Raw genomic sequence first — 26,689 nt, 5'->3', positions numbered from 1 at the left:
CAGGAACGCGCATCGGACCTTGAGAATTGAACCGTATCGCGGCATCAACGGGGAGCACGTCGCCGACGGTCGTTTGCATTCACCGCGAACGCGAGCCTCGTACAGGTTGATCAACGTCAACGAGCAAGCAGAAGTTCAGTGCGCCCATCGGTGACCACGACGTTCGATCGCCGCCACGACGACACTGAGCACATGGCGGGCAACACCCTCGTCAGTCATGCCCGCGTCGAGGTACTGGCGAACCTTCATGTTCTGCGATTGACGGGAGCCGTTCTCGTTGTCCATCACGAAAATGTTGGCACTCCCGGCATCAGCCATCAGCACAACATGAATCGTCTTGCCGCACGCGATCGCTTGCATATTCAGGGTCACCATGGACGAGCCCGGTTTAGTCATTGGGATCTCAAGTATGCTCGCCAACATCCAGTCGTATTTGCCTATAAACCCCTCCTTTCCGGTCGTTTCATCGGCGATTCGTACCCGGTGAGCACATTCGGCTTATATGCGCGACTGCATCGGCTCGATATCGTGGTTCGTGCGGATGTCGATGCGTAGAACGTCTGGTGGGCCGCGTTTCGCACCGGCACGCTAGGTCCGTCGGACATACCGCTCCGACACGACCGAGCGCTGCTGGATCCATGCGACGGCAAGCTCCAGCGCTTCATTGCGCGCTTCCTGCGCATTGCCGAAGTCCCCATCCACGCCGAGCGTGCGTGTTTCCCCGGCCCGGTCGGTGACGATGGCCGATGCTGCGTAGCGGCCATGTCCGGTGACGGTTACCACCGGCCGGACCTCGCAGCCGTGATACTCGATAACATTGTCCGTTTGCATAGGACACCTCCTGCAATGCATTGCGCATGGCGCCGGCGCGGGACACACCACGTCGGCTGTCGCCGCCGCTAGCCCGACGCGCGACCAAAAGCTTGTCGTTGAGATCGCGCAGTCGATCACTCAGCACGTAGTACCACAAGCCGTCGTGCGGCTACCGCGCATGAAAGCCGCCTCCATGCTTCGTCATCCGCCGTTGTCAGCGGTCTGCCGGCTGCGGCGTGGTGTGTCGCTCGGGTGCAGCGCATCGAGGAACGTTTTGCCCTTCTCGGTCAGGTATGCGCGGCGTGCACCCACGGCGCAATGTTCGAGCATGACCAATTGGCGCTCCAACAGTGCGTCGAGTTCGGCGCGATTCATATCGATCTGGTCCGGCGCCTGGCGAACCAGCATCAAGGTCGCAAATTCGTGTGGGCTGAGCATGTCGGTCTCCCATAAGACATCGTCCCAATGCAGGGGCACGGTGCAGAAAATGACGCGTCGTGCAGGCCGATAGAACGGCGGCGGCGCCATGCGCCGCGGCGCACTCGCGCAAGGAAGCGCGCCGCCGAGCCGGTGTGATCGAGACAGCCGGCGCCGATGGTGCATGTCGCTTACTTTGGCGGGTTTGCACACGTCGCTGATCGTCAGCACCCCCTTGTCAAGCGAACCATCGGTCGCTGCACGGTCGAGCCCCGACAGCGATCGCGGTGATCTCGACGCTGTCGTCGGTGCGGCCGAGGTGGAGAAAAGAATGCGTTGCGCATCGCGCGCAGGCGCGCGGGAAAGCCCGCAAGGACGCTGGTCATCTGCCGGGGCAGGCGGTCGAATTCGCCCAGCAGATTTGTGCTGAAGAAAAGATCGCTCATGACTGGCTCCTTGAAACCGGGGCCTCTCACGAACAACAAACCGGACCACGCGCTCCAGTTCGCCCGTCCGTGGAAAAGCTCCGCCGACAAACAAATCGAAACACGCAGCGCTTATCGCGACTGCCTGAGCGATGCATAAAATAGCGCAAGCAACGGAAATTTCAAGAGGCCCTGCAACATGTCACCCGGGAGGCTTCATGGTCCTTTTCGATACGCTTCGCGAACAGATGGACAGCGGGCGCATGCCGCTCTTTGCCGTCACGGTCACGGCGGCCGCACAGGTGAATACCCCGCTCTTCGCAATACTCCTGGCGCACGCTCGACGAGCCGGACGACACGCTCGACGCCGATGGCGGACGACAGCCGCCCTGTCCGGTGCCGCCTGAGCCTCGTCGCGCGGATGAACGCGGCCGCCCGGTTTACCGCCTCGGCACGGTCCGTCGCCTCCTGCTGCCGCGATGAAACAACTTGTTACAAAGAGGCTCTTTCCGCGCTCTTGAAGCCCGCGATGAGCGCCTCTATTTCGCTTTCCGCCAGCCAGTGGTGCGGCTGCCCGGCGGCGATTTTTACGCCAGAACGCCCGGCAACCGGATTCCTTTTTCGTGAACCTTTAATCGCTCAGGAGATGAGAATGCAGATTCGTCCCCTCTACGACCGGGTAATCGTCAAGCGAATCGAGACGCAGCGACGACGGCCTCGGGCATCGTGATTCCCGACTCGGCTGCGGAAAAGCCCGAGCAGGGTGAAGTCGTCGCGGTCGGCAGCGGCCGGCTGCACTGCAGAACGCCGCATCGATTGCCGGGCTGATCCTGACCACGGATGCGACGGTTGCCGATGCGCCGAAGGACGACAGGCCTGCGCAGGCAGCCGCACCGGAGCTCGAGTACTGACCCGCGGGTCTTGCACACGCCGGCTGGCAGTCGCGGCCGGCGCAACGCGTTCGGCGCCGCAAACTGTTCCTGTCATGCGGCGCCGCTTTTTATGGTGGAGCGGCCATGAAACTGAAGCTGAACATCGATTCGAAACCGCTGGACGTCGATATCGACGACGTCGTGGCTGGACTGCTGGCGGTCCGCTTGAACCTGCCCGCAAACGCCGATCACCAGGACGCCCTCACCCGTTATCTCAGCGAAAAGGGCGCGCCCTGGATACTCGACGAGGAACACATGCGCCGGCGCATCCTGCGCCGACTGATTCTGGATATCGCCGATCCGGCACTCGTGATTCGTCATCTGATGGCGGACGAGTGAGCCGAACGCGTCGGTTCCGAAGCACGGGAGTCACATCAGCCGATATCGATCGTGCGGCTCGTGAACTTGGCTGGCTCCGATTTCGGCACGGTCAACGTGAGGACACCGTTGTCAAACTTTGCCAACGTGTGCTCGGGGTCGGCGTTTTCCGGCATCGGGATCGTGCGCGTGAAGCTTCCGTGCGCGCGCTCCAGCCGGTAGCAGCCGTTTTCCTCACTGTGCACGTCCTGCCTTTTCTCGCCGCGCAGCACGATCGCCCCATCCTCGACGCTCACCTTCAGATCTTCGCGCTCCATGCCGGGCAATTCGGCGGTCACGCGCAGCACCGGCCCTTCATCGACGACGTCGATGCGCGGCTGGAAACGCGATGAACTGAAGTCGCCAAACCAGCGTTCGAGCGCGCCGCGGCCGGCAAACGGGTCATGAAAGAATTCCTCCATCGCACTCCATGATTCGCGCGAGAACAAGCGCGAAATGTCGGGCCACGAGGCCCGCCATTGCTCGCTTGCCGATGCGTTTTCCGGGCCGTCCGCATCAGACTTGCGGGCAGCGCCGCGAAGAAACTTGAAGGGGTTCCACTTTTTCGGATCGGTGTTCATGGCGTGCTCCGATTCAGCTTCAATCTGGTTTGAGCCGCGGTCAGCCCATCGGGTAGCGAGCGAGGCACCCGCGCTGCACCGCGGCGGCTGACGCATCAGCTGGTCTTGATTTCGATGCGTCGTGGACGCGCTTCGTCGCGGCGCGGGATCGTCAGCTTCAGCACCCCATCCTGGAGGCTCGCCTCGATCCTGGACGTATCGAAGTCCGCCGACAGCGTAAACGTGCGAGCGAAATGCGGCTCACGGACCTCCGCATGCTGCAGCCGCAGGTTTTGCGGCGTCGGCACCATTGCCTCGGCCTCGATCAGGAGGCTGCTGTCGTGAACCTTGACGTCGAGCTTGTCCTTCGTGACGCCGGGCAAATCGGCCCACAGCGTGACGCCCTGGCTGTCCTCGTAGACGTCGACCGCCGGCACGATTGTCACGCGGCGCGCGGGCTGTCCGGTTCCGCGACGGGCGACGGCAGATGAATCCCGTTCCGCCAGCTGGGTAGTGTCTTTCATGATCGGCTCCTCGTATTACTGGACAGTGATGGCGCGCGGCTTGGACGATTCGCGCTTGCCGATGCTGATCGACAGACAGCCGTTTTCGTAGCGCGCCTGAACCTTGTCGGGATCAGCGGTTTCGGGCAGCTCGATGACGCGCCGGAACATCCCGCTAAAGCGCTCCTGCGCATAGGTGCGCCGCTCGCTTTCCGTGTCGGGCTGGGACGATTTGCGCTCGCCGCTGATGGTCAACAGCCCCTTGTCGATCGACACATCGAACGCGCCGGCCTCGACGCCGGGCGCGAACGCGACGATCTCGATCGAATCGTCTGTCGCGCCGATATTGACCTGCGGGAAAGTGCCGAAACGGCTTGCTCGGATGCTGGACGGGAAACCGCCGAAGAGTTGCGCCATCTGCTGCTGCAGGCGGTCGAACTCGCTGAAGAGGTCGGTTCCGAAGTAGAGATCGCTCATGATCACATCCTCCTTGATGCAGCATGGAGGCGAACGGGCCTACGCGCTCCAGTTGGCCTGCCACACTGCTGGCAAACAAATCGAAACACGCAGCGCGCGGAGTAAAGCGGCCCGCGCGTCTGCCTGAGCGACACTTAAGATACGAATTCTGCGGAAAATTTCAAGGGGGTGATGGCGGTTTTTGCACCCGATTTTTTATGCGGGCGCCCATGCGCGTCAGCGCCGGCACGCTCTCGTCCGACTATTATCCGGGCCAGATCTCAGCGGGCATTCGGCCACACCGATGAGCTCGTACCCAAAGCGGAGCAAGCTCAGCCCCAGCTCGAATTCAATATGATGCTGCACAGGTCGACTCGGACGAATCCCGGATCCTTGTGCGCCAGGAAGTCATCGTTGAAGGTGCCGAACGTCGTGCCCGGGCGATGCTTCATGCCGTCGTGGAACGCATCGATCATCTTGTTGGCAAAGTCGGCGCCGCGCGGATAGGCGTCGACCACCGCCGCGCGTTGTTCGTCGGTGAACTGCTCGAAGCCACGCCCTGCCACGTCCATTCCCGCACCGGCTTGCACCAGTGCGATTTCTCCGTGCATGTGCTCCGGAATGCCCGGCGTGGTGTGGAGAGCAACGGCTGTCCACACCTTCTCGATGTCCGCCTCGGTGATGCGATGGTTTCGCAGGAAATCGCGCGCCGCATTGGCGCCGTCCACTTCGAAGCGAAGCTGGCTTTCGTGATAGATCGGCGTCAACCCGATGTCATGAAACATGGCCGCAACGTAGAGCAACTCGCGATCGAAGACCATGTTGTTTCGTGCGCCGAGTAACGCACCCCAAAGGTAGACGCGAGTCGAGTGGTTGAACAGCAAATCGCCCTCGGTATCGCGAACGAGTTGCATGACCTCGCGCGCCAGTTGGCTGTCCGGGATCACGGCGTTGATCGATCCATTCGTCTGCACGGTATCTTCCTTTCTGTTCGCTCGATTTCGTGTGGCTCGCTTGACCCGGCCCGAACCCGACGGCTGCCCCATGGCGTAGGATTCGGGCCGGGACCGATTGGCTGCGCCCACGGAGAAAAGCTACGCTTCTCTCCGGGCATGAAACAGTCCCAAGATCGACACATTCGAATGCACCATCGACACATGACGACGCTCTCCATTGGCCTGGATCACTCCAGACGCACGTCGCTGTCCGCGCAGATCTACAGCGCGATCCGCGACGCGATCGAGTCCGGCAAGCTTGCTTCGGGCGCGCGGCTACCTTCGTGGTCGGATCTGGCCGCCCAGCTCGGCGTCTCGCGGGGCACCGTACGCGCCGCTTACGAGCGTCTGATCGACGAGCAGTTCGCGATCGGTCTCGGGGCGGCCGGCACCCGCGTAGCGGAGCGCCCCGCTGTGCCGATCGCAGCCGGCTGGTCGCCGGAAGCGCCGCCTCTTGCGGATCTGTTCGACGCGTTCGGCACGGCGCCTCGCGCGTTTCAAATGGGCGTACCGTCACAGGACGCGTTTCCGTTCAAGCTATGGTCACGCATCCAGGCGCGTGCGGCGCGTCGGGCATCCGCGGCGCCGGTCGGCTACCCCGATCCGCGCGGCGAGCCGGACTTGCGCAGGGAAATCGCCGCCTATCTGGGTGTCGCCCGCGGTCTTCGTTGCAGTCCCTCGCAGGTCTTCGTCACGACCGGTTTTTCCGGCGCGCTGGGCCTCGCGATTCGCGGCCTCGGAATGGAAGGCCGGCAAGCGTGGATCGAAGACCCCGGCTTTCCGCTCACGCGTACCGCGCTCGGGCTGGCTGGCATGACCGTGACGGCCGTGCCGGTGGACGCCGACGGACTCGATGTGGATGCAGGCATCCGGCAGGCGAACGAAGCGGCGCTTGCAGTGGTCACGCCCGGCCAGCAGGCGCCGCTCGGGATGACGATGTCGCTCTCCCGGCGGATTGCACTGCTCGCCTGGGCTCGGCAAAACGATGCGTGGATCATCGAAGACGACTACCTGAGCGAGCTGCAGCTGACCGGCCGGGCAGCGCCCGCGCTTGCGTCGATCGATCAGGACGGACGGGTTCTGCACGTCGGCAGTTTCAGCAAGACGATCAGCCCGGCGCTGCGTCTTGGCTTTCTCGTGGTCCCGCCGGACATGACGCGCCGCTTCGGCGATATCGCGGCGTGCCTCGCGCCCGCGCCGGCAGCGTGCATCCAGCACGCCGTCACCGAGTTCATGCACGACGGACACTATCTTCGCCATTTGCGCCGCATGAAGCGTCTCTACGCAGCGCACCGGGAGGCCCTGCTTCGTTGTCTGAGGGAACAGGGCTCGAACGCGATCACAATCCAGGCCACGGCCGGCATGGCCGTGGTGACGACGCTGCCCGCGGAGGTGTCGGACGTCGATATCGCCTTGCGGGCACGCGCGTTCGGGCTGGCCCCGGTCCCGCTGTCGCCGTGGTACACGGGCACGCCGCGGCAACAGGGCCTGCTGCTCGGCGTGACGAACCTGAGCGAACGCACGCTTCCCACCGACTGTTCCCGCCTGCTGGAGCTCATTCGCGCGGGCAACTGACGGGCCGGCAAGCGCGCCGCCATTGCGTCTTGGTACAACGAAAATGTTCATTCCTGGTGCTTTCGTGTGTCCGCGTCCAACACGACAATGGGCGAACATCAACGAGCCAGACGACCATGAACCTTCAATCCTTTGCAGCTGCCGCCTGCACCAGCATCGCCTTCTGCATCGCGATGCCGGCCGCGGCACACGGCACCGGTGAAACCGTCACGCCGAACTTCCAGCATGCGATTCCCAACATCCCGGGCAAGTCGCTGACCGCCGTCGTCGTCGACTACGCACCCGGCGCGGCATCGCCGGCGCACCGCCATGCAGGCTCTGCTTTCATCTATGCGTACGTCGTGTCGGGCGACATCGAGTCCCAGGTGAACGACGGCCCGAAGCGCGTCTATCACGCCGGAGAAAGCTTCTTCGAGGAGCCCGGCGCCGTTCATCGCGTGAGCCGCAATGCAAGCGAATCGCGGCCCGCCAGATTGCTCGCGGTATTCGTCGCGGACAGCAACGACACGGTCCTGACCACCCCGGTCAAGTAAATCCCCTTCATCAAGGAGTTACGTCATGAGCAAGCGTCTCGATTACAACCAGATTGCGCCCGCGGGCGCGAAAGCCCTGGGCGGCGTGTATGGTTATGTCATGCAGAGCGGGCTGTCGCCGGTTCTCGTCGACCTCGTCTACCTTCGCGTGTCGCAGATCAATAACTGCGCGTACTGCCTTGACATGCATACGCGCGACCTGCTGAAGAAGGGCGTGAAGGTTGAAAAGCTGGCGCTGGTGCAGGCGTGGCGGGAAGCCGGCAATCTATTTGACGAACGCGAGCGTGCCGCGCTGGCATGGGCCGAGTCGGTCACGCTGGTCGCGGCGACCGGCGTACCGGACGAAGCCTACGATGCAGCGCGCGCCGTATTCGACGAACGCGAGATCGTCGACCTCACGATTGCAGTCGGTCTGATGAACACCTACAACCGTATGGCCATCAGCTTCCGCAATACACCGCAGGCCGTGCTGGAGCAGTGAAGCAGTTTGCGGGCCACTCAACGCAAACGCGGCAACGCCGACTCGGGCAGAAGCGCCGTCAGCATCCGAACAGACGGCGCGACGCGATCGTTCAACCCTTCCAGTTGACCGGTGCATTGCGGACTTCGGGTGCGCAAACGTGAGAGTCAACGGCGAACCATGCGGCGCAATCCGTCGAATACAGTACTCGGGTTGAACGGGTCGACGCACTGGCTCGGGTTGGCTGGTCGTTGAAGCAGAGGCAACTGGCACTGGGTCGGGCCCGGCACGCATTCACGGCCCGAAACGGGCGCCCTTGTCGGGCACCCGTTCGGGAGGTTGAAATGTTGGCGGCAATGCAAAGGCAGACAGTCGCAGGATGCCCGCCATCCTGCAGTTCTCGCTACAACAACGACAATTGGCCCGACACGCTTGCGCGAGCGCCGTGTTCGCTTTCCAGTGCCGGTGGGCCCGGTCGGTCTGCGGACTCCATGTTTCCATTCCGCGCCGCATCCCCACCGCCCGGCTGATACTTGCGCGCCCACGCGACGCCAAGCACATCGGAGGAGAACACCACACCCGGCGCAATCTGAACAAGCTCGCTCATTTGCGGCTCTTCCTAGGCGGACTGAATGTCGAAGTGAGCAGCGGCGTAGCGCGCACTGCAATTCCACACTTCAGCGGCATTCCGGGTGAAGATGGCCCATCCATTCTCGACGATCAACTCGGCGTCCGGAAATACGTCGCCGTGCCCCAACGCCCTGGCCGCAAAGATCGTCCGCTCCCGACACGTCGCCCGGTATTTCCCATCGGGTAGCGTTGACGGCACCGGACTCAACCGTCGACTCCTTTCACTGCTCGATCAAAAACCGGTTACGGTTCTTCGCGCCTGCAATCCAATGCGGCGGCTTGCCACGCCCGCTCCACGTCGCGCCCGTTTTCGGATCGCGATACTTCGGTGCGACCGGCGCGCGGGTGGCGCTCGAAGAGGCGGCACGACGTCGCCCGAAAAGTTGATCGGGCGTGATGCCATATTCGGCAATCTGCTCACGCATCGCCGCGATAAGGCTTTCCAGTTCGGCGAGCCGCGCTTGTTCCGCTTTCTGTGCCAGCGTTTCTGCCTGTGCCTTGAGTTCGAGGTAGGTAGCCATGGATATGAAAGGATTCCTTGAAATGTGGGAAGTGGCCCAACAGCCCTTTATGTCGACGCGAAAGGCCGTCGACTACACCGTCGGCATTATATTCGCGATATTGACGACAATCGATAGCGATCGATTTCCGCAGTATGCCCTATCGGCTTTATATAAATCAAACTGAAGCCGGAAACAGCGTAGTCGTTCTATAGGAATATCCGCTTTCGCGCCGCACAAGCGAGCCGGTCGCCGGGTGTCCGCGACGGAAGCGGCGATGGCTGCAACGGAACGGATTACGATGGCGACGCGTGAACTGACGGGTTCAAGGTCATTCAGCGGCGGACGGCATGCGCAAACCGTGGCGTGCAGCGCAACGGCTTGAATTGACGACGCGACCTGTTTGCCGGCTGATCGGCCGGCTGCCGGAATGCGGACTTCAAGATTTCGTATCGGGACAGTGCGCCCACCCCATGACTGCCCCAAGCCGAGAACTCGGTTATTCGCGCGATCGTGCGATCGTCGCGCATGTCTGCTTCAAGGTGCGGCAATCAGCGCCTGGACGAGATTGGCGGCTATCGGGCGCCCGAGGCCCGAAACGTAGTCGTATCCGGTTGTCGCGGTGCACAGCGTGCCGCACGGGCCGTTCGAGCCGCTGACAATGTCGCGGAAGTTCGTCGCGTAGGCGCTCGACGCGAGCCCGTACAGGACGGTCTGGATCGCGCCCACCGCGTTCAACGTCGTCTTGCCGCGCGCGATGCGCACGCTGTTCGCGATCGCGATCAACGCGGACCATTGCGGTGCGCCCGCGCTCGTGCCGCCGACGACGAACCAGCCGCTCTGCCCCGCATAGCCGTACGAATCGTAGACCGCGAAGCCGGATGCCGGGTCGCCGTGATAGGCGACGTCGGGCACGCCGCGCAGCCCGAGGCTATCCGACGGTATCCCGAGGTTCGACTGATACGTCGGCTCCGGCTCGACGGCGCTCTGTCCGCCGCCGCTGCCGGCCCACGCCGTTTCGCCGGCATAGGCGCCGCTCGCATCGGTCACGATCGACGTGCCGCCGACGCTCAACACATACGGCGACGCGGCCGGGTAGTCGATACCATTGCCGCCATCGCCGGACCCGGCGACGAACGACACGCCGTTCGCGCTGGCGAACTGTCCATCGAATTGCGTTTCGGACAGGAATTCGGGGCTCCCCCAGCTGATCGACACGACTTTCGCACCGGGGCCGCCGGGAGCCGGCGTCGTCGCGAGCGCGATCGCGCTCATCAGGTCATCGAGCGAACTCGATGCGGCTTCGACCAGCACGATCCGCGCATTCGGTGCGATTGCGTGCGCCCACTGCACGTCGAGCGAGCTCTCGAGCGCCCATAGCGCGTCGGGCGGCGGCGGACGCTTGTCGGCGGTCGCGTATACCTTCGTGAAGCAGCGCGGGGACGCGCACGGCGACAGGCCGAACGTGCTGCTGAACAATCGCAGGTCCGCTTCGACGTTCGGGTTGTCGTATGCATCGACGATCGCGATGACCTGATCGTCGCCGCCGTAGCCGCGCGCCGGCAATTGATCGAACCCGTAGAAACTGCGGATCCGCTGCGGCGACAGCCCGACCGGATTCCGTTTCGCCGGTCCGTGCAGATGGAGCGGCGGCCGCGCGAACGCGTGCGGCGCCCGCGGCGCGTGCTGCGCGAACGACACGCCGAGCGTGAGCGTGAGCGCGACGCTCGCCGAGACGAGCGTGCGCAGCGCACGCATGAACGAAGCTCGTTTCATGGTGTTTCCCGGTTGGCAAGCAAGCCGACGTGCGTCAGTGCGCCTTCGCGCTCGTGAACGACAGCGACTTGCCCGAGCCCGCGATCACCAGCCAGTTGTTCGGATCGGTGCTCACGACCGTCGCGCTGCCGCTTTGCACGCTCGGCAACTGGTACGTGCTTTTCGGCAACAGCCAGGTCATGTCCTGCAGGCTCGTCGGATGCGTCGCGCTGAATGTCCAGCTGGTGCCGGTATCGGTCGCCGTCCAGTTCACCAGCAGACGGCGCCGGTCGAACTGCGTGAGCTGGTCCATCGTGAACCACTTGAACTGCCCGGTCGCCGCGAGCGACGCGGCATGGCTGAGAAACGTCGTGACGACGTTCGGATACCACGACGCGCCCAGCGGGTGCATGTAGATCAGCCGGCTCGTTCGGTTCGCGACGACGAAATCCATCAGAGACTGATACCAGTTCTGCACGTCTGCCGTCGGCACCGCGAACTCCTGGAACTCTTCGAACGTCGCGTACTTGCCGAACGGCATGACCGGAAACGCCCAGATGCCCGGATTCAGCAGCGAACCGTTGCGATATGCGCGCGTTTGCGCATTGCCGGTATGGCCGGTGAAGTAGTAGCCCGAATAGCCGTTCGATTCGAGCCAGTTCACCGCCCACGTCGGCGTGTTGCCTTCCGGCGCCGCCCATTCGACGTCCGGCTTGCCCGTGACCGACTGGACCGCATTGTGATTCAGCACCAGATATTGCGTGAACGTGCTCGCGTTCGTTTCGCTGGCGTTCGCCCCCCAGTAGTCATGCGCCCAGCCGCCGTGGCTGCCGATCTTGTGCCCGCGCTTGAGCAGGAACGAGATCAGTTGCTTCGCCTGCGTATTGTTCGTCAGGTTGATCCCGAGACCGTCGCCGATCGTCACGTCGTCCGGGCCGGCCGTCACGACGATGGAGTACGGGCCGCTGTTCCAGACACCGAAATTCTTCAGGTACTGCGCCGGCTGGATCTGGTCTTGCGCGCAGAAGTGCCAGTTCAGCACCATCCCGGCCTGTGCGCGCGGCTGCAGCGACAGGTGCGGCATCGGCACGATGTTCGTCGTGAAGTAGCGCAGGAAACCGTGGATCGGCATGCTGTCGGTTTGTCCGTCGAGATACGCGAGCGGCAGGTTGACGAACATCACGCCGCCGTTTCCATACGCCTGATAGCCGGCGACGAGACCGAAGTGCGGCGAGGTCAGCAGCGTCGTGCCGGTATACGTGCCTTGCGTGACGTAGCTCGGATAGGTGAGAAAGCCGTATACGTAGCCGGAAATTCCTTCGAGCACGTCCGTCGTCGCGGAGGGCGACGCAGTCACGAGCGACGTCGCGCCATTCACCGCCGTCGATACCGACGACACCTGCGTCGAGGTCGGCGAATACGATCCGGATTTGACCTTGTGCCCCTTCCACACGCGCCCGAGATCCAGCGGCACGCCTTTCATGCGGCCGTTGTTCATCTTGTACGTGAAGTAGGCCTGATGGTTGTAACCGGCGAGCCCGCCAGCGTTCGACGGGCTCGGCTGCAGGAAGAGCGGCTGATTCGTCGTCGAGCCGGTCGAAGCAGTCGACTCGGTTGCGGCCAACGCCGTTGCGGTGGTCGTCGAGCCGGACCATGTCATGGACTTCCCGGGCGGAATCTGCAGCGCGCGCAACGTGCTGCCCATCCCCGTCACCGGGCCGAGGCCGATCATGCTTCCGCCGAGCGTGTCGTAAAGCACGTAGTTGACGCCGGCCATCGAGCTGAATCGCGATTGCCCGGCCGGATAGAAGCCCGCCGCGTTCAGTACGCCGAAATCATAGACGAGCATTACGCGGCCGCCGTTGAGCGCATAGTTCTGGATCGCGGTCACGAGTGTATCGTCGGCAACCGTATGCACCTGGTCCGGCAGGATGAGCCCCTGGTACTGCTGCAGCGACGTGCCGCCCTGCTTGAATTGCGTATCGCTGATGAGCGAGATCTGCAGCCCCTCCTCCGACGCGGAATCGAGCCACGCGGACACACGTGGGTCAGGCAGCGTGAAGTTGTCCGGCAGCAGCAACAGCAACTGGTTCGACAGTGCGTTTGCCCGTCCCGGCGCGAACGTCATCACGCAAACGGAGAAGACGATCAGAAAGGCTCGTAGGGTTCGAATTGACTTGGCCAACATTATGCTCTCCCGGCGGAGGTGATGACTGCCGATGTCCAACACGTTGCTGGCGGCGCGTTCCGCACATCGTGATCGTGCGGCCGGCGTGGGACCGTATGGCGCCATCGGCTGGCGGAGAGCGAACGGGCCGCGTTTCAGACGTGTCCCCGGCGACGCATGCGCATCGATTCGTCGGACGATCACGAACACGGTGACTATCGCTCCCACCTCAACGCATCAAGCTAACAACGTGCCAGTCTCGCAACCACGCTGCCGGGACAGCGGGCGGCCATGGCAAGCACCGCGCACGGAAAAATCGCGCCAAAAACGTTACAGCGTCGATACGGCGTACGGGTGGCGCAAGGGAACAGAGCCGCCGGGAAGCGTCGCGACGGACGATGCGATGCCGTTGGCGCGGCGTCGCACGGGACTCGTCGCGCGCCGCGGCCCGGCGCGATCGCGGCCGGCATGGGCCGGACCTCGGCGGGCGCGCCACGACATCGACGGAAAATGATTCTTCCGTGTAACGCCGTGCCAACAGCCGGGTGCCTCCGGTCACCGGAAGCCCCAGCGCTGCGTCGCACCATCGGGGATGGATGCTCCGCGCGCGCTGCGCGTCACACCCAGGCGTTGCCCGTCAAAGCGCGTTTGGCGCCGCCCTTCCGTCGAGCACCGCGGCGACGTTATCGAGCGCGGTAAAACCCATCTGGTCGCGCGTCTCGATCGTCGCGCTGGCCATGTGCGGCGACAGAAACACATTGTCGAGCGCGGCGAAACGCGGATCGATATCGGGCTCGTTCCGATAGACGTCCAGCCCTGCGCCGAACAACCGATGCGACGTCAGCGCGTCGTAAAGCGCATCCTCGTCGACCAGACTCCCGCGCGCCGCGTTGACGAACACCGCACCGTCGCGCATCAAGCCGAACGCGCGGCGCGTCATCAACGGCGTGCCGCCGCCCGGCACGTGCAGCGTGACGATGTCGCACTGCGGCAGCAGCGTGTCGAGATCCGCGCAATGGCGGGCGCCCGCCTCGACCTCGGGCGGTGCCGGCTGCCTGTCGGTATAGACGATCTTCATCCCGAAGCCGCGTGCGCGCTGCGCGACCGCTCGGCCGATCCGGCCGAAGCCGACGATCCCGAGCGTCTTGCCGTTCACGCGCGTGCCGAGCATGTCGGTCATGCCGAACGACTTGCCCCACCCCGCGCGCACGATGCGCTCGTACTCCGAGGCACGCCGGCATGCGGCCAGCATCAGCAGCATCGTGAAATCGGCCGTGCAATCGGTCAGCGCGTCGGGCGCATTGCTGACCACGATCCCGCGCTCGCGCGCGGCGGCCACATCCAGGTGGTCGTAGCCGGCGCTCGCGTTCGCGATGATCTTCACGCTCGGCGGCAATGCCGCGATGTGCTCGGCCTGCAGCCCGGATTTCTTGCCGATCAGCACCGCCGGCGTCGCGTAGCGGTTGCAGAATTCGACGACGGAACGCGCATCCATGTCGGCGTCCGTCACATATGCGTGGAATTCGGCTTCGGCACGTGCGGCCACGGCCGCGGGAACCCGTCGCGCTACCAGCAGGCGGGGGCGATTGTTGTCAGGCATGGTCTCGTCCTTGGGTCGGAAAACGGAGCACAGCCTACGAAGCGCGCTCGGCGCGGGTCAATATTGATTGATTCAATCAATGTGTCCGCGGGGTATCACGCTACCGGCTTCCTGGGCCGGTTCCAGTTGCATCGCCTGCTGCGCATCCCCGCGCAGGCCCGTGCACGACGTGCCCGCTCACTCAGGAAAACCCTGACGCCGCCCCGTCGCGACGGGGCAGTAGACATTGATTGAAAGAATCAAGATTGCTGGGGATTCGCCGCCGCGCAATGCTTTTTGCATGTTCAACGGACGGAAGACGAGGTCGTGAAAATGCAGGTACGGAAAAAAATCGCGGCAGTGACGGGCGCCGGCACGGGAATCGGCCACGCAGCGGCCGTCGCGCTGGCGCGAGCCGGATTCGGCGTGGCATTGCTCGGCAGGCGCATCGAGCCGCTGCTCGCGACGAAGGAGATCATCGAGCAAACCGGCGGGGTGGCCGCGGCGATTCCGACCGACGTCGCCGACGAGGCGTCGGTGGACGAAAGCTTCGCGCGGATCGAACGCGAGTTCGGACACCTCGACGTGCTGTTCAACAACGCCGGCCGCAATGCCGGCGCCGTGCCGCTCGACGACTACTCGCTCGGATTCTGGAACGACGTGGTCGCGACCAACCTGACAGGCGTCTTCCTGTGCGCACGCGCCGCGTGGCGCCAGATGAAGCGCCAGATTCCGCAAGGCGGCCGCATCATCAACAACGGTTCGATCTCGGCGCACTCGCCGCGCCCGAACACGATTGCCTACACGGCCACCAAGCATGCCGTCCTCGGCATCACCCGCTCGCTCGCGCTCGACGGCCGGCCATTCAACATCGCGTGCGGCCAGATCGACATCGGCAACGCCGCCACGTCGCTGACCGAGCGCATGAACAGCGGCGTGCCGCAGGCCGACGGCCGCGTCGCGCCCGAGCCGCGCGTCGACGTCGCGCACGTGGCGGACGCCATCGTGCAGATGGCGAGCCTTCCGCTCGAAGCCAACATTCTGAACATGACGATCATGGCAAGCGCGATGCCCTACGTCGGGCGCGGCTGACCGGACGACCGCCGGCGCGCATGACGACGACGCGCCGGCCCACCCATCAGGAGACAGGAGACAACATTGAAAACCGCAGAAGAACAGGTTTCCGTCATGCGCGAGTTCGGCTCGCACGCGGACGTCGCCAGAAGGTCGCGCGTGCGCTACGGCGTGCTGTCGATGCTGCTGGTGGCGACCATCCTCAACTACGTCGACCGCTCGGCGCTCGGCATCGTCGCACCGGCGCTGTCGAAGGATCTCGCACTCACCCGCGTGCAGATGGGCGAACTGTTCGCCGTGTTCGGCCTCGCCTATTCGATCGCGCTGGTGCCGGCGGGCGTGCTGGCCGACATGCTCGGTTCGCGCGTCGCCTATGCGCTGTCGCTGGTCGGCTGGTCGCTGGCGACACTGACGCAGGGGCTCGCGCACGGCTATCACATGCTGCTCGGCTCGCGGCTGGCGATGGGCGCGCTGGAGGCGCCGGCCTTTCCGTCGAACGCGCGTGCGGTAACGATGTGGTTCCCGGTCCAGGAGCGCGGCTTCGCGACGAGCGTCTATGTGATGGGTCAGTACATCGGCACGCCGCTCTTCACCGGGCTGCTGCTGTGGATCTCGTCGGCGTTCGGCTGGCGCGCGGTGTTCTTTGCGACCGGAATCTTCGGGATCCTGTTCAGTGTCGTCTGGTATCGGCTCTATCGCGATCCGTCGCGGCATCGCAGCGTCAACGCGGCCGAGCTTCAGTACATCACCGAAGGGCGCCCTGTCGTGACCGCACGCGAGCGCTTCGACTGGCGCATGGCGCTGCGCCTGCTCGGCTATCGGCAGATCCTCGCGATCTGTCTCGGCAAGTTCTGCAACAACACGCTGCTGGTGTTCTTCACAACCTGGTTCATGACCTACCTGGTGGAGGAACGGCACATGTCGATGATCAAGGTGGGCCTCTTTCAGGCGATGCCGTTCGTCGGCGCGACGCTGGGGATTCTGATCGCCGGCTACTTGTCCGATCTTTGCATCCGGCGCGGCGTGTCGATGTCGTCGTCCCGAAAGGCGCCGCTCGTGATCGGCACTTTCCTCGGCGCGTCGATCGTGCTGGTCAACTTCGTGCACTCGAACGCGCTCGTGATCGCGATCCTGACCGTCGCGTTCTTCGCGCAGGGGATCGGCTCGATGTCCTGGGCCGCCGTATCCGAGATTGCGCCGAGACGCTATGTCGGGCTCACCAGCAGCATCACGAGCCTCGCAGCCAATATCGCGGCCGTCACCACGCCGCTGATGATCGGCTACGTGACGCAGCACACTGGCAACTTCTTCTGGGCGCTGAACCTGATGGGCGCGATCTGCCTCGTCGGCACGCTGTCGTACTCCGTGCTGCTCGGCAAGCTGTCGCGCATCGAGCTCTGAGCGCAGTCTCATCCCATGACCGGCCGCCGCCGCGGCTCAACCCCATCCCCCACGATCATGATCGAATTCAAATGGGATCACCTGCAACTCTGCTCGGCTGATGCCGAGGCCACCGCGGCGTGGTTTGCGCGCTGCCTGAACGCCGAAATCGTGCGGCGCCCCGGCCGCGTCGATCTGCGGATCGGCGCCATCAACCTGTTCATCACGGCCCTGCCCGACGCGCGCCCGGCCGCCGTGCCCGACGGCGCACGCGCGCAAGGCATCGATCACTTCGGTGTGCTGGTCGAGGATCTCGATGCAGCGTACGCACACCTGGTCGAGCACGGCGCCGAGATCGTCCAGCCGGTGACGCGGATCCGCGCCGGCGTGCGCGGCTGCTTTGTGCGCGCGCCGGGCGAGATCCTCGTCGAGGTGCTCGAGCGGCGCCCGGCCGAGATGACATCGAGCTGAACCCGGTCTATAGTCGGCGCAAGCGGCCGTGCGCCGGCCGCGTCCTCATCACGACTCCCCATGCACAACTGGATCACCCTGACGGAAGCCGCTCGGCGGCTCGGCGTGCGGGCGCAGACCGTCTACGCGTATGCGAGCCGCGGCAGCATCGCCGTGATGCAGGATCCCGACGATCCGCGCAAGAGCCTGTATCGCACCGAGGACGTGATCGCGCTGTGCCGCAAGAAACAGGTCGGCCGCAAGCGCGCGGCGCTGGCGGCCAGCACGATCTTCGGCGCCGAGCCGTGCATCCCCAGTGGCATCACCACCTTCGCCAAGGGCCGTGCATGGTATCGCGGTCGCGACAGCATTCAACTGTCGGATACCGCCACGCTCGAGGAAACGGCCGCGCTGCTCTGGCAAGCCACCGCGCCCGTGACGTTCGACGCGCCCGCGGTTGCCTTGCCGGCCGGCGAGCGTGATCGCCAGTGCGCGTTCACGCTGCTCGCCACGTTGGCGGCGCACGGCCACTCGACGCTCGGCCGGCTCGACAGCGCGCTGCACGTCGAGGCCGGGCAACTCGTCGCGATCGTCGCGCGCGCGTTCGGCGCGCACGACGATGCGGGCCTGCCGTGGACCCATCAGCGGCTCGCGGCGGGCTGGGGCCTGGACGGTCGCGGCGCGGACCTGCTGCGTCGCGCGATGGTGCTCGTCGCCGATCACGAGATCACGAGCTCGGCGTTCGCCGCGCGCATCACCGCGTCGACCGGCGCGTCGCTCGCGGGGTGCCTGCTGACCGGGCTCGCGACGCTGTCGGGCCCGCTGCACGGCGACGCGTCAGGACGCGTGCGCGCGGTGTTCGACGACGTGCAACGGCTCGGCGCCGCGCACGTGGTCGATCATCACCTGAAGTCCGCGATCCCGATTCCCGGCTTCGGTCATCATCTCTACCCCGACGGCGACCCGCGCGCCGCCGCGTTGCTCGCGCGGCTCGATCCGCCGGCGGAACTGGCGCGCTTCATCGACAAGGTGACGACACTCACCGGCCAGCAGCCGACCATCGATGTCGCGCTCGCGATGCTGTCGGTGCAGCTTCAGTTGCCGCGCGACGCGGCTTTCGGGCTGTTCTCGATCGCGCGCAGCGTCGGGCTGCTGGCCCACTGCATCGAACAACTGCGCGTGGGTAAGGTGATCCGGCCGCGCAGCCGCTATACGGGACCGACGCTCGACGAACGGCATCTGCGCCCCGAGGCCGAAGACGACGGCAAACTGCCGAAAGCCGGCGTGATCGAGAAGAACCGGGTGTTCAAGATCGTGGATTGACCGTGGCCAGGCGCTGAACCGACGGACGGGTCATAGCCCCGATGTGTACATCGCCGATACGCCCCTCTAACCGACGCGTTTCACGGCTGAAACATTTTCGATACCGGATCCGGCCCCGTCCCGACCGCGTTTCCGGATCCGAGGTAGCGTGCGCGCCTTCTCCAGTACGCCGTTGCCGGTGCGTCGGCACGGAATCGCACGGCGCTCGCGCACGCGCAACGTATCAGCCCTGAAACCAAACCGGCATTCGGATACCACCCTCGGCCGGCGCATGCCTGCCTCCGCCCCACCAGGCGCGCCAGTCGCCGCATCTGGCCCGCTCCTTGCTGTTGCTCCGACGCAAACACAAGCAGTCACAAGCAGTCGCACAAACGACCAACAGCACATAAACAATCGGGGTGAGGCATGAACAAGACGGAGCGCTTGACGGCGGCAATATGCGCGCGCGGTGGGCTGCCGCACCGGTCGGACCGTCACCAAGCCGGCGGCGTGCTGTAATGCAGGCCGCCGCCACACAAGCCGCTGCCGCGGCCGGGGAGCCGTGCGGCGCGCACGGCTGGAATCTGCCGCACGGATCGGGTATCGAAGACGATCCGTTGCTGGGCTGCCTGCTCGTGCTGACGCGGCTGTTCGACCGGCCGGTGGGCGTCGACACGCTCGTGGCCGGCCTGCCGCTCGCCGGCCGGCGCCTCACCCCGGCCCTGTTCGTGCGGGCCGCGGCGCGCGCCGGCCTGTCGGCCAAACTGGCCCGGCGCGCGTTGCCCGACATCCCGGATGCGGTCCTGCCCGCGGTGCTGCTGCTCAACGACGGCCAGGCCTGCGTGCTGGTTCGCCGCAACGCGTGCGGCACCCTGCAGGTGATCCTTCCTGAAACCGGCATCGGCGAGGAAGCCGTCGACGCGGCCGAACTCGCGCAACGCCATGCCGGCCACGTGCTGTTCGCGCGCCCGGCCCACCGATTCGATGCACGCGACACGGAAAGCGTCGTGCCGCGCCCGCGCCACTGGTTCTGGGGTGTGGTCGCGCAATCGTGGCCGATCTATGCGGAAGTGATGCTCGCGTCGACGCTGGTCAATCTTTTCGCGCTGGCGATGCCGCTGTTCACGATGAACGTCTACGACCGCGTCGTGCCGAACCGCGCGCTCGAGACGCTGTGGGCGCTGGCGGCCGGCATCGCGCTCGTGATCGTGTTCGACGTGGTGATGCGCACGTTGCGCGGCTATTTCATCGACGTGGCCGGCAAGAAGATCGACGTGATCCTGTCGGCAAACCTGTACGAGAAAGTACTCGGCATCCAGATGGCGGCGCGGCCGCCGTCCGTCGGCGGGTTCGCTTCGCAGATCCAGGAATTCGAAGCCGTGCGGGAATTCCTCACGTCGGCGACCGCGGCGGCGCTGATCGACCTGCCGTTTTCGATCGTGTTCGTCGTGGCGATGTTCTGGGTCGGCGGCGGGCTCGGCTGGCTGCCGCTGCTGGCCTTGCCGCTCGTGATCGGCGCGGGCGTGGCCGTGCAGGGGCCGCTCGCGCGGGCCGTGCAAGCCAGCCAGCGCCACGCGAGCCAGCGCCAGGCCCTGCTGATCGAAACGCTGGTCGGCCTCGAGACGATCAAGGTCAACGGCGCGGAAGGACCGATGCAGGCGCGCTGGGAGCAAATGCTCGGCGAGATCGCACGGCTCGGGCTCAAATCGCGCCTGCTGTCGGGTTGCGCGGTCAATTTCGCGATGTTCGCGCAGCAGGCGGCCTATCTCGCGGTGGTCCTGTGCGGCGTGTACATGATCGGCGACGACCGGCTCACGACCGGCGGCCTGATCGCCTGCACGATCTTCACCGGCCGCGCGCTCGCGCCGATGGGCCAGGTGGCGTCGCTGCTGACCCGCTACCACCAGTCGCGCAGCGCGCTGGCGTCGATCGACGGCGTGATGAACCTGCCCGGCGAGCGTCCGGCCGAGCAGCGCTTCGTCCATCGGCCGGCACTCGTCGGCGAGATCGAATTCCGCAACGTCGGCTTCGCCTACCCCGGCCAGAGCGGCGTCTCGCTCGACGGCGTGTCGTTCCGCATCGCCGCGGGCGAGCGCGTGGGCATCATCGGGCGCGTCGGCTCGGGCAAGACCACGATCGAAAAACTCGTCCTCGGTCTCTACCCGCCTTCATCCGGCAACGTGCTGATCGACGGCGTCGAACTGCGTCAGTACGACCCTGCCGCGTTGCGGCGCGGGATCGGTCACGTGCCGCAGGACGTGATGCTGTTCAACGGCACCGTGCGCGACAACATCGTGCTGGGCGCGCCGGGCGCTGACGACGACGCCGTGTTGCGCGCCGCGCAGGTGTCCGGCGTCGCGGACTTCGTCAACCGTGTGCCGAACGGCTTCGACCTCGCGGTGGGCGAACGCGGCGAAGCGCTGTCCGGCGGGCAGCGCCAGGCCATCGCCATCGCCCGCGCGATGCTGCTGTCGCCGCCGGTGCTGTTGCTCGACGAGCCCAGCAGCGCGATGGACAACCGCTCCGAAGAGCTGTTCAAGGCACGTCTGTCGGTCCAGCTCGCCGGCCGCACGCTGCTGCTGGTCACGCACCGCCCGTCGCTGCTCACGCTCGTCGACCGCCTGATCGTGATGGATCAGGGCCGCGTGGTCGCCGACGGCCCGAAGGACCAGGTCCTCGCGGCGCTTGCAGGGAGAAAGCTCCATGTCGCTGCTGGCTGAACCCGACGGCGCCGGCGCGCCGACGACACAACGCATCGCCGCGCTCAACGCGCTGCGGCGGCGCATCGGCGCCGCGCTGAAGCCGCGCGCCGACGATACCGCGTTCATGCGCGAACGCTGCGCGGCCGCGATGGAGGGGCCGCGCTACTTCACCCACTGGATCCTGTGGGCGACGCTCGCGTTCATCGTCATCGCCCTCCTGTGGGCCGCGTTCGCCGAAGTCGACGAAGTCACCGTCGGGGAAGGCAAGGTGATTCCGTCCAGCCGCGTGCAGGTGGTGCAGAACCTGGAGGGCGGGATCGTCTCCGAGATCATGGTGCGCGTCGGCCAGGTCGTCCAGAAAGGCCAGCCGCTGATGCGCATCGACGATACACGGTTCACGTCGTCGTACAAGGAAGGACAGGCGAAGGATGCCGCACTCCTCGCCCGCATCGCGCGGCTGAGCGCCGAAGCGAACGGCGCCGCGTTCGTCGTGCCGGCCCCCCTGGCACGCGCGAACCCGGGCCTGCTGGACGAGGAACGCTCGCTGTTCGAGTCGCGTCAGCGCGAATTGCAGGCCAATCTCGACGTGCTCAGGCAACAGGCCGAACAGCACCGGCAGGAGCTCGCGGAAAAGCGCTCGCGCGAGGTGCAGTTGCAACACAGCTACGCGCTCGTCGCGAAGGAACTGGCGCTGACGAGCCCGCTCGTGGAAAAAGGCGCGGTATCGGACGTCGAGGTGCTGCGACTCGAGCGACAGGCGACCGACATGAAGGGCGACCTCGATGCGACGCGGCTCGCGATGCCGCGGCTGGAAGCCGCCTATCGCGAGGCGCGCCAGAAAATCGACGAAACGACCGCGCATTTTCGGGCCGACGCGATGAAGGAACTGAATCTCGCGCGCGCCGATCAGTCGGCGCTGAGTGCGGCCAACGTCGCGCTCGAGGATCGCGTCACGCGCACGCTGGTGCGTGCGCCGCTGAAAGGGATGATCAAGCAGATCAAGATCAACACCGTGGGCGGCGTGATCCAGCCGGGGATGGACCTGCTTGAAATCGTGCCGCTCGACGACACGCTGTTGATCGAAGCACGTGTGCGGCCGGCGGACATCGCGTTCCTGCATCCGGGGCAGGACGCGACGGTCAAGCTGTCCGCGTACGACTTCTCGATCTATGGCGGCTTTCCCGCCGTCGTCGAAGACATCAGCGCCGACACGATCGTGCCGGACCGTCCCGGCGAGAAACCGGACAGCTACTACCGCGTACTGGTGCGGACCCGGCAAAGCAAGCCGAGCGGCCGGAGCCAGCCGGTCGCCATCGTGCCGGGCATGATCGCGACCGTCGACATCCGCACCGGGCGCCGTACCGTATTGCATTACCTGCTCAAGCCCGTCATCAAGACCAAGGAAATGGCGTTGCGCGAGCGCTGACACGAGAACCGGTTTGCAGTTCGTCGGGCATGCGCCGCATCGGGCGGCGCAGCGCCCACATCAAAACACGAGATAGGATGGGGAGCACGACATGGCGACGACTTCAAGCGGGACCGCGGTTTCCATCAGCAATACGCCGCAGGCAACGAACGACGTATTTACGTCGGCACAGACGGGGCTCACCGACAATACGCTCACCACCGTCTACCTGAACGTGATGGCGAACGATCTCGGCGGCGCGGCCAAGACGCTCTATTCGCTCGACTCCGGCACCGAAACCACCGTCGCGCTCGAGCAGACGGCGTTGCTCACGCAGGACACGGGCCGGGCGGAATCGGTGAGCACGGATCTCAGCGCGCACGGCGCGCACATCTGGATCACGTCCGACGGCAAGGTCGGGTATGACGCGAGCCATCTCGACGCGTCGTGGTTGTCGAACAGCTTCAATACGCTCGGCTACGCTCAGGACAGCTTCACATACGCGATCCGGCTGGGCAACGGTACGCTGAGCTGGGCGACCGCCTATGTCGACATTGCGCCGCCCGCTCCTGTCGTCGCGCTGGCGCACGACACGGGCATGTCGGCCACCGACAACATCACGTCGGACGGGACGCTGTCGGTCGGCGCTGTGGCGCACGGCGCGACAGTCCAGTACAGCACCGACAACGGCGCGCACTGGAACACGAGCTTCAGCGCCGTCGAAGGAGCGAATACCGTGCTCGTGCGGCAGATCGACGTGACCGGCAATGCGTCGGCCGTGTCTTCGTGCACGTTCACGCTGGATACGGCTGCCGGGACGGTGCCTGGGGTGGCGTTGGCGGTCGATTCGGGCTGTAGCGCGACGGATCACGTCACGAATGTCGGTACGCTCAATGTCACCGGGGTTCAGACGGGCGCCACCGTACAGTACAGCGTCGATAACGGGGCGCATTGGAGTACGAGTTTCGGTGCCGTCGAAGGGTTGAACAACGTGCAGGTTCGGCAGGTCGATGTCGCGGGCAATGCGTCGGGGGCCACGTCGTTCAGTTTCACGCTGGATACGTCGGCTGGTGCGCCCGGTGTTGCGCTCACGAGGGATTCCGGTAGCAGCGCCACCGATCACGTCACCAATGTCGGTACGTTGAACCTCTCGGGTATCGAGACAGGTGCCACCGTTCAGTACAGTGTCGATAACGGGGCGCACTGGAACACGAGCTTTAGCGCCGTCGAAGGGTTGAACAACGTGCAGGTTCGGCAGATCGATGTCGCGGGCAATACGTCGGCCCCGACCTCGGTCAGTTTCACGCTGGATACGTCGGCCGCTGCGCCGGGTGTTGCGCTCACGAATGATTCAGGTAGCAGCTCAACCGACCACATCACCAACGTCGGCACGCTGAACCTCTCAGGCATCGAAACCGGCGCCACCGTGCAATACAGCGTCGACAACGGCGCGCATTGGAACACGAGCTTCAGTGCCGTCGAAGGGCTGAACAACGTTCAGGTTCGGCAGATCGATGTCGCGGGCAATACGTCTGCGGCCACATCGTTCAGTTTCACGCTCGATACGTCGGCTGCTGCGCCGGGTGTTGCGCTCACGAGTGATTCCGGTAGCAGCGCCACCGATCACGTCACCAATGTCGGTACGTTGAATCTCTCCGGCATCGAAACCGGCGCCACCGTGCAATACAGCGTCGATAACGGTGCGCATTGGAACACGAGCTTCAGTGCCGTCGAAGGGTTGAACAACGTGCAGGTTCGACAGGTCGATGTCGCGGGCAATACGTCGGCCCCGACCTCGTTCAGTTTCACGCTGGATACGTCGGCTGCTGCGCCGGGTGTTGCGCTCACGAGTGATTCCGGTAGCAGCGCCACCGATCACGTCACCAATGTCGGTACGTTGAATCTCTCCGGCATCGAAACCGGCGCCACAGTCCAATACAGCGTCGACAACGGTGCCCATTGGAGTACGAGTTTCGGTGCGCTCGAAGGCGTGAACAATGTGCAAGTTCGCCAGATCGATGTCGCGGGCAACACGTCGTCGGCCACGTCGTTCAGTTTCACGCTCGATAGCTCGGCCGCCGCGCCCGGTGTTGCGCTCACGAGTGATTCCGGCATCAGCTTGACCGATCACATCACCAACGTCGGCACGCTGAACCTCTCAGGCATCGAAACCGGCGCCACCGTGCAGTACAGCGTCGACAACGGCGCACATTGGAGTACGAGTTTCAGTGCGCTGGAAGGCGCGAACAATGTGCAAGTCCGCCAGATCGATGTCGCGGGCAACACGTCGGCGGCCACGTCGTTCAGCTTCACGCTCGATAGCTCGGCCGCCGCGCCCGGTGTTGCGTTGACCACCGACTCCGGCAGCAGCGCCACCGACCACATCACCAACGTCGGTACACTCAACGTGTCTGGTGTGGAGACCGGCGCAACCGTGCAGTACAGCGTCGACAACGGTGCGCATTGGAACACGAGCTTCAGCGCCGTCGAAGGGCTGAACAACGTTCAAGTCCGCCAGATCGATGTCGCGGGTAATACGTCGTCGGCCACGTCGTTTAGCTTCACGCTCGATACCTCCGCCGCGGCCCCGGGTGTTGCGCTGACTACCGACTCGGGTAATAGCGCTACCGACCACGTCACCAACGTCGGCACGTTGAATCTCACCGGTGTCGAAACGGGCGCGACTGTCGAATACTCGACTGATGGTGGCCATACCTGGAACACCAGTTTCAATGCCGTTGAAGGCGTGAACGACGTGCAGGTTCGGCAAACCGATGTCGCGGGTAACACGTCGGCTCCCACATCGCTCAACTTCACGCTCGATACGTCGGCCGCGTCGCCGGGTATTACGTTGACCACCGATTCCGGCAGCAACGCCACAGATCACATTACCAACGTCGGTACGTTGAATCTCTCCGGCATCGAAAACGGCGCCACTGTGCAGTACAGCGTCGACAACGGTGCGCATTGGAACACGAGCTTCAGCGCCGTCGAAGGGCTGAACAACGTTCAAGTCCGCCAGATCGATGTCGCGGGTAATACGTCGTCGGCCACGTCGTTCAGTTTCACGCTCGACACGTCGGCTGCTGCGCCCGGTGTTGCGCTCACAAGTGATTCCGGTAGCAGCGCCACGGACCACATTACCAATGTCGGCACACTGAACGTCACTGGCACCGAGACCGGCGCAACCGTGCAATACAGCGTCGATAACGGCGCGCATTGGAGTACGAGTTTCGGTGCCCTCGAAGGCGTGAACAATGTGCAGGTTAGACAGATCGATGTCGCGGGCAATACGTCGGCGGCCACGTCGTTCAGTTTCACGCTCGATACCTCGGCCGCTGCGCCCGGTGTCGCGCTCACCACCGATTCCGGTAGCAGCGCCACCGACCACATCACCAATGTCGGTACGTTGAATCTCACCGGTGTCGAAACGGGCGCCACGGTCGAATATTCGACCGATGGGGGCCATACCTGGAACACCAGCTTCAATGCCGTCGAAGGCGTGAATGACGTGCAGGTTAGACAGATCGATGTCGCGGGCAACACATCGTCCGCTACATCGCTCAGCTTCACGCTCGATACCTCGGCCGCTGCGCCCGGTGTCGCGCTCACCACCGATTCCGGCAGCAGCGCCACCGACCACATCACCAATGTCGGTACGTTGAATCTCACCGGTGTCGAAACGGGCGCCACCGTCGAATATTCGACGGATGGTGGCC

At 64.7% G+C, this 26,689-nt stretch carries 23 protein-coding genes and 3 pseudogenes; 14 read left to right on the top strand and 12 right to left on the bottom strand.

Translation table 11 applies throughout. The annotated features are described in order from the left end of the window. Positions 1-135: 135 nt before the first annotated feature. From SB786_RS02000 to SB786_RS01985, 4 genes are all read right to left on the bottom strand, one after another. Positions 136-375 (bottom strand): hypothetical protein, encoded by a 240-nt coding sequence (locus SB786_RS02000; RefSeq protein ID WP_410725942.1) that lies wholly within the window; start codon positions 373-375, stop codon positions 136-138. Positions 376-588: 213 nt separating this feature from the next. Then, on the bottom strand, positions 589-831 hold the full coding sequence (locus tag SB786_RS01995; RefSeq protein ID WP_410725941.1) for a hypothetical protein: 243 nt from the start codon (positions 829-831) through the stop codon (positions 589-591). Positions 832-1,014: 183 nt separating this feature from the next. Continuing rightward, positions 1,015-1,251 carry a hypothetical protein gene (locus SB786_RS01990; RefSeq protein WP_410726176.1) on the bottom strand — a complete coding sequence of 79 codons (237 nt, stop codon included), beginning with the start codon at positions 1,249-1,251 and terminating at the stop codon, positions 1,015-1,017. A 203-nt stretch (positions 1,252-1,454) separates the two neighbouring features. Next, positions 1,455-1,676, bottom strand: a complete 222-nt coding sequence (locus SB786_RS01985) for a hypothetical protein (RefSeq protein ID WP_410725940.1) — start codon at positions 1,674-1,676, stop codon at positions 1,455-1,457. Positions 1,677-1,985: 309 nt separating this feature from the next. On the opposite strand from SB786_RS01985, the pseudogene SB786_RS01980 reads away from it, so the two are divergent. The 4 genes and pseudogenes from SB786_RS01980 to SB786_RS01965 form a co-directional block, all read left to right on the top strand. Next, positions 1,986-2,138: pseudogene (locus SB786_RS01980) on the top strand (diguanylate cyclase); the annotation flags it as partial. 169 nt (positions 2,139-2,307) lie between these two features. Next, positions 2,308-2,450: pseudogene (locus tag SB786_RS01975) on the top strand (co-chaperone GroES); the annotation flags it as partial. Next, positions 2,450-2,566 (top strand): annotated as a pseudogene (locus SB786_RS01970) (molecular chaperone); the annotation flags it as partial. The pseudogenes SB786_RS01975 and SB786_RS01970, both read left to right, overlap by 1 nt. 105 nt (positions 2,567-2,671) lie before the next feature. Continuing rightward, positions 2,672-2,926, top strand: coding sequence for a hypothetical protein (locus tag SB786_RS01965; RefSeq protein WP_166723123.1), 255 nt, complete (start codon positions 2,672-2,674; stop codon positions 2,924-2,926). A 35-nt stretch (positions 2,927-2,961) separates the two neighbouring features. Here SB786_RS01965 and SB786_RS01960 read toward each other — a convergent pair whose 3' ends face one another. The 4 genes from SB786_RS01960 to SB786_RS01945 all read right to left on the bottom strand — a co-directional run bounded on the left by SB786_RS01960 (position 2,962) and on the right by SB786_RS01945 (position 5,377). Further along, the gene (locus SB786_RS01960) at positions 2,962-3,525 is read right to left on the bottom strand and encodes an Hsp20/alpha crystallin family protein (protein ID WP_410725939.1); all 564 of its coding nucleotides are present in this window, start codon (positions 3,523-3,525) and stop codon (positions 2,962-2,964) included. A gap of 95 nt (positions 3,526-3,620) precedes the next feature. Continuing rightward, positions 3,621-4,028, bottom strand: a complete 408-nt coding sequence (locus SB786_RS01955) for an Hsp20/alpha crystallin family protein (protein ID WP_410725938.1) — start codon at positions 4,026-4,028, stop codon at positions 3,621-3,623. Positions 4,029-4,043: 15 nt separating this feature from the next. Continuing rightward, entirely contained in the window at positions 4,044-4,484 is a 441-nt protein-coding gene (locus SB786_RS01950; protein ID WP_410725937.1) for an Hsp20/alpha crystallin family protein, read from the bottom strand. A gap of 311 nt (positions 4,485-4,795) precedes the next feature. Then, positions 4,796-5,377, bottom strand: coding sequence for an HD domain-containing protein (locus SB786_RS01945; RefSeq protein WP_410726175.1), 582 nt, complete (start codon positions 5,375-5,377; stop codon positions 4,796-4,798). Between the two features lie 243 nt (positions 5,378-5,620). On the opposite strand from SB786_RS01945, the gene SB786_RS01940 reads away from it, so the two are divergent. From SB786_RS01940 to SB786_RS01930, 3 genes are all read left to right on the top strand, one after another. Then, positions 5,621-7,033 carry a PLP-dependent aminotransferase family protein gene (locus tag SB786_RS01940; protein WP_410725936.1) on the top strand — a complete coding sequence of 471 codons (1,413 nt, stop codon included), beginning with the start codon at positions 5,621-5,623 and terminating at the stop codon, positions 7,031-7,033. Between the two features lie 116 nt (positions 7,034-7,149). Further along, entirely contained in the window at positions 7,150-7,566 is a 417-nt protein-coding gene (locus SB786_RS01935; protein ID WP_410725935.1) for a cupin domain-containing protein, read from the top strand. A 25-nt stretch (positions 7,567-7,591) separates the two neighbouring features. Continuing rightward, complete coding sequence (locus SB786_RS01930) at positions 7,592-8,047, top strand: carboxymuconolactone decarboxylase family protein (RefSeq protein WP_410725934.1); 456 nt, start codon at positions 7,592-7,594, stop codon at positions 8,045-8,047. 830 nt (positions 8,048-8,877) lie between these two features. Here the strand turns inward: SB786_RS01930 and SB786_RS01925 are convergent. From SB786_RS01925 to SB786_RS01910, 4 genes are all read right to left on the bottom strand, one after another. Then, entirely contained in the window at positions 8,878-9,177 is a 300-nt protein-coding gene (locus SB786_RS01925) for an H-NS family nucleoid-associated regulatory protein (RefSeq protein WP_410725933.1), read from the bottom strand. Between the two features lie 516 nt (positions 9,178-9,693). Further along, a complete protein-coding gene (locus tag SB786_RS01920; RefSeq protein ID WP_410725932.1) occupies positions 9,694-10,932 on the bottom strand; it encodes a peptidase S8/S53 subtilisin kexin sedolisin in 1,239 nt (412 codons plus the stop codon). A gap of 34 nt (positions 10,933-10,966) precedes the next feature. Next, the gene (locus SB786_RS01915; protein ID WP_410725931.1) at positions 10,967-13,099 is read right to left on the bottom strand and encodes a hypothetical protein; all 2,133 of its coding nucleotides are present in this window, start codon (positions 13,097-13,099) and stop codon (positions 10,967-10,969) included. Positions 13,100-13,715: 616 nt separating this feature from the next. Then, on the bottom strand, positions 13,716-14,678 hold the full coding sequence (locus SB786_RS01910) for a 2-hydroxyacid dehydrogenase (RefSeq protein WP_410725930.1): 963 nt from the start codon (positions 14,676-14,678) through the stop codon (positions 13,716-13,718). Positions 14,679-14,990: 312 nt separating this feature from the next. Here SB786_RS01910 and SB786_RS01905 point away from each other — a divergent pair, with 312 nt between their 5' ends. The 7 genes from SB786_RS01905 to SB786_RS01875 form a co-directional block, all read left to right on the top strand. Beyond that, on the top strand, positions 14,991-15,749 hold the full coding sequence (locus tag SB786_RS01905) for an SDR family oxidoreductase (RefSeq protein WP_410725929.1): 759 nt from the start codon (positions 14,991-14,993) through the stop codon (positions 15,747-15,749). Positions 15,750-15,845: 96 nt separating this feature from the next. Further along, positions 15,846-17,132 (top strand): MFS transporter, encoded by a 1,287-nt coding sequence (locus tag SB786_RS01900; RefSeq protein WP_410726174.1) that lies wholly within the window; start codon positions 15,846-15,848, stop codon positions 17,130-17,132. A gap of 57 nt (positions 17,133-17,189) precedes the next feature. Then, the gene (locus tag SB786_RS01895) at positions 17,190-17,582 is read left to right on the top strand and encodes a VOC family protein (protein ID WP_126224618.1); all 393 of its coding nucleotides are present in this window, start codon (positions 17,190-17,192) and stop codon (positions 17,580-17,582) included. A gap of 60 nt (positions 17,583-17,642) precedes the next feature. Then, a complete protein-coding gene (locus tag SB786_RS01890) occupies positions 17,643-18,884 on the top strand; it encodes a citrate/2-methylcitrate synthase (protein ID WP_410725928.1) in 1,242 nt (413 codons plus the stop codon). 497 nt (positions 18,885-19,381) lie between these two features. Then, positions 19,382-21,583, top strand: a complete 2,202-nt coding sequence (locus tag SB786_RS01885) for a type I secretion system permease/ATPase (RefSeq protein ID WP_410725927.1) — start codon at positions 19,382-19,384, stop codon at positions 21,581-21,583. Beyond that, positions 21,567-22,991, top strand: a complete 1,425-nt coding sequence (locus SB786_RS01880; RefSeq protein WP_410725926.1) for an HlyD family type I secretion periplasmic adaptor subunit — start codon at positions 21,567-21,569, stop codon at positions 22,989-22,991. Before SB786_RS01885 ends, SB786_RS01880 begins: the two co-directional genes overlap by 17 nt. Before the next feature lie 91 nt (positions 22,992-23,082). Then, positions 23,083-26,689 (top strand): beta strand repeat-containing protein (locus SB786_RS01875; RefSeq protein WP_410725925.1); only part of this gene is annotated, 3,607 nt, incomplete at its 3' end.

Origin of the sequence: Burkholderia sp. SIMBA_062, assembly GCF_046534765.1 — a bacterium.
In the GTDB taxonomy this organism is placed as follows: domain Bacteria; phylum Pseudomonadota; class Gammaproteobacteria; order Burkholderiales; family Burkholderiaceae; genus Burkholderia; species Burkholderia ambifaria.
This window is presented reverse-complemented; position numbering and strand designations above follow the sequence as displayed.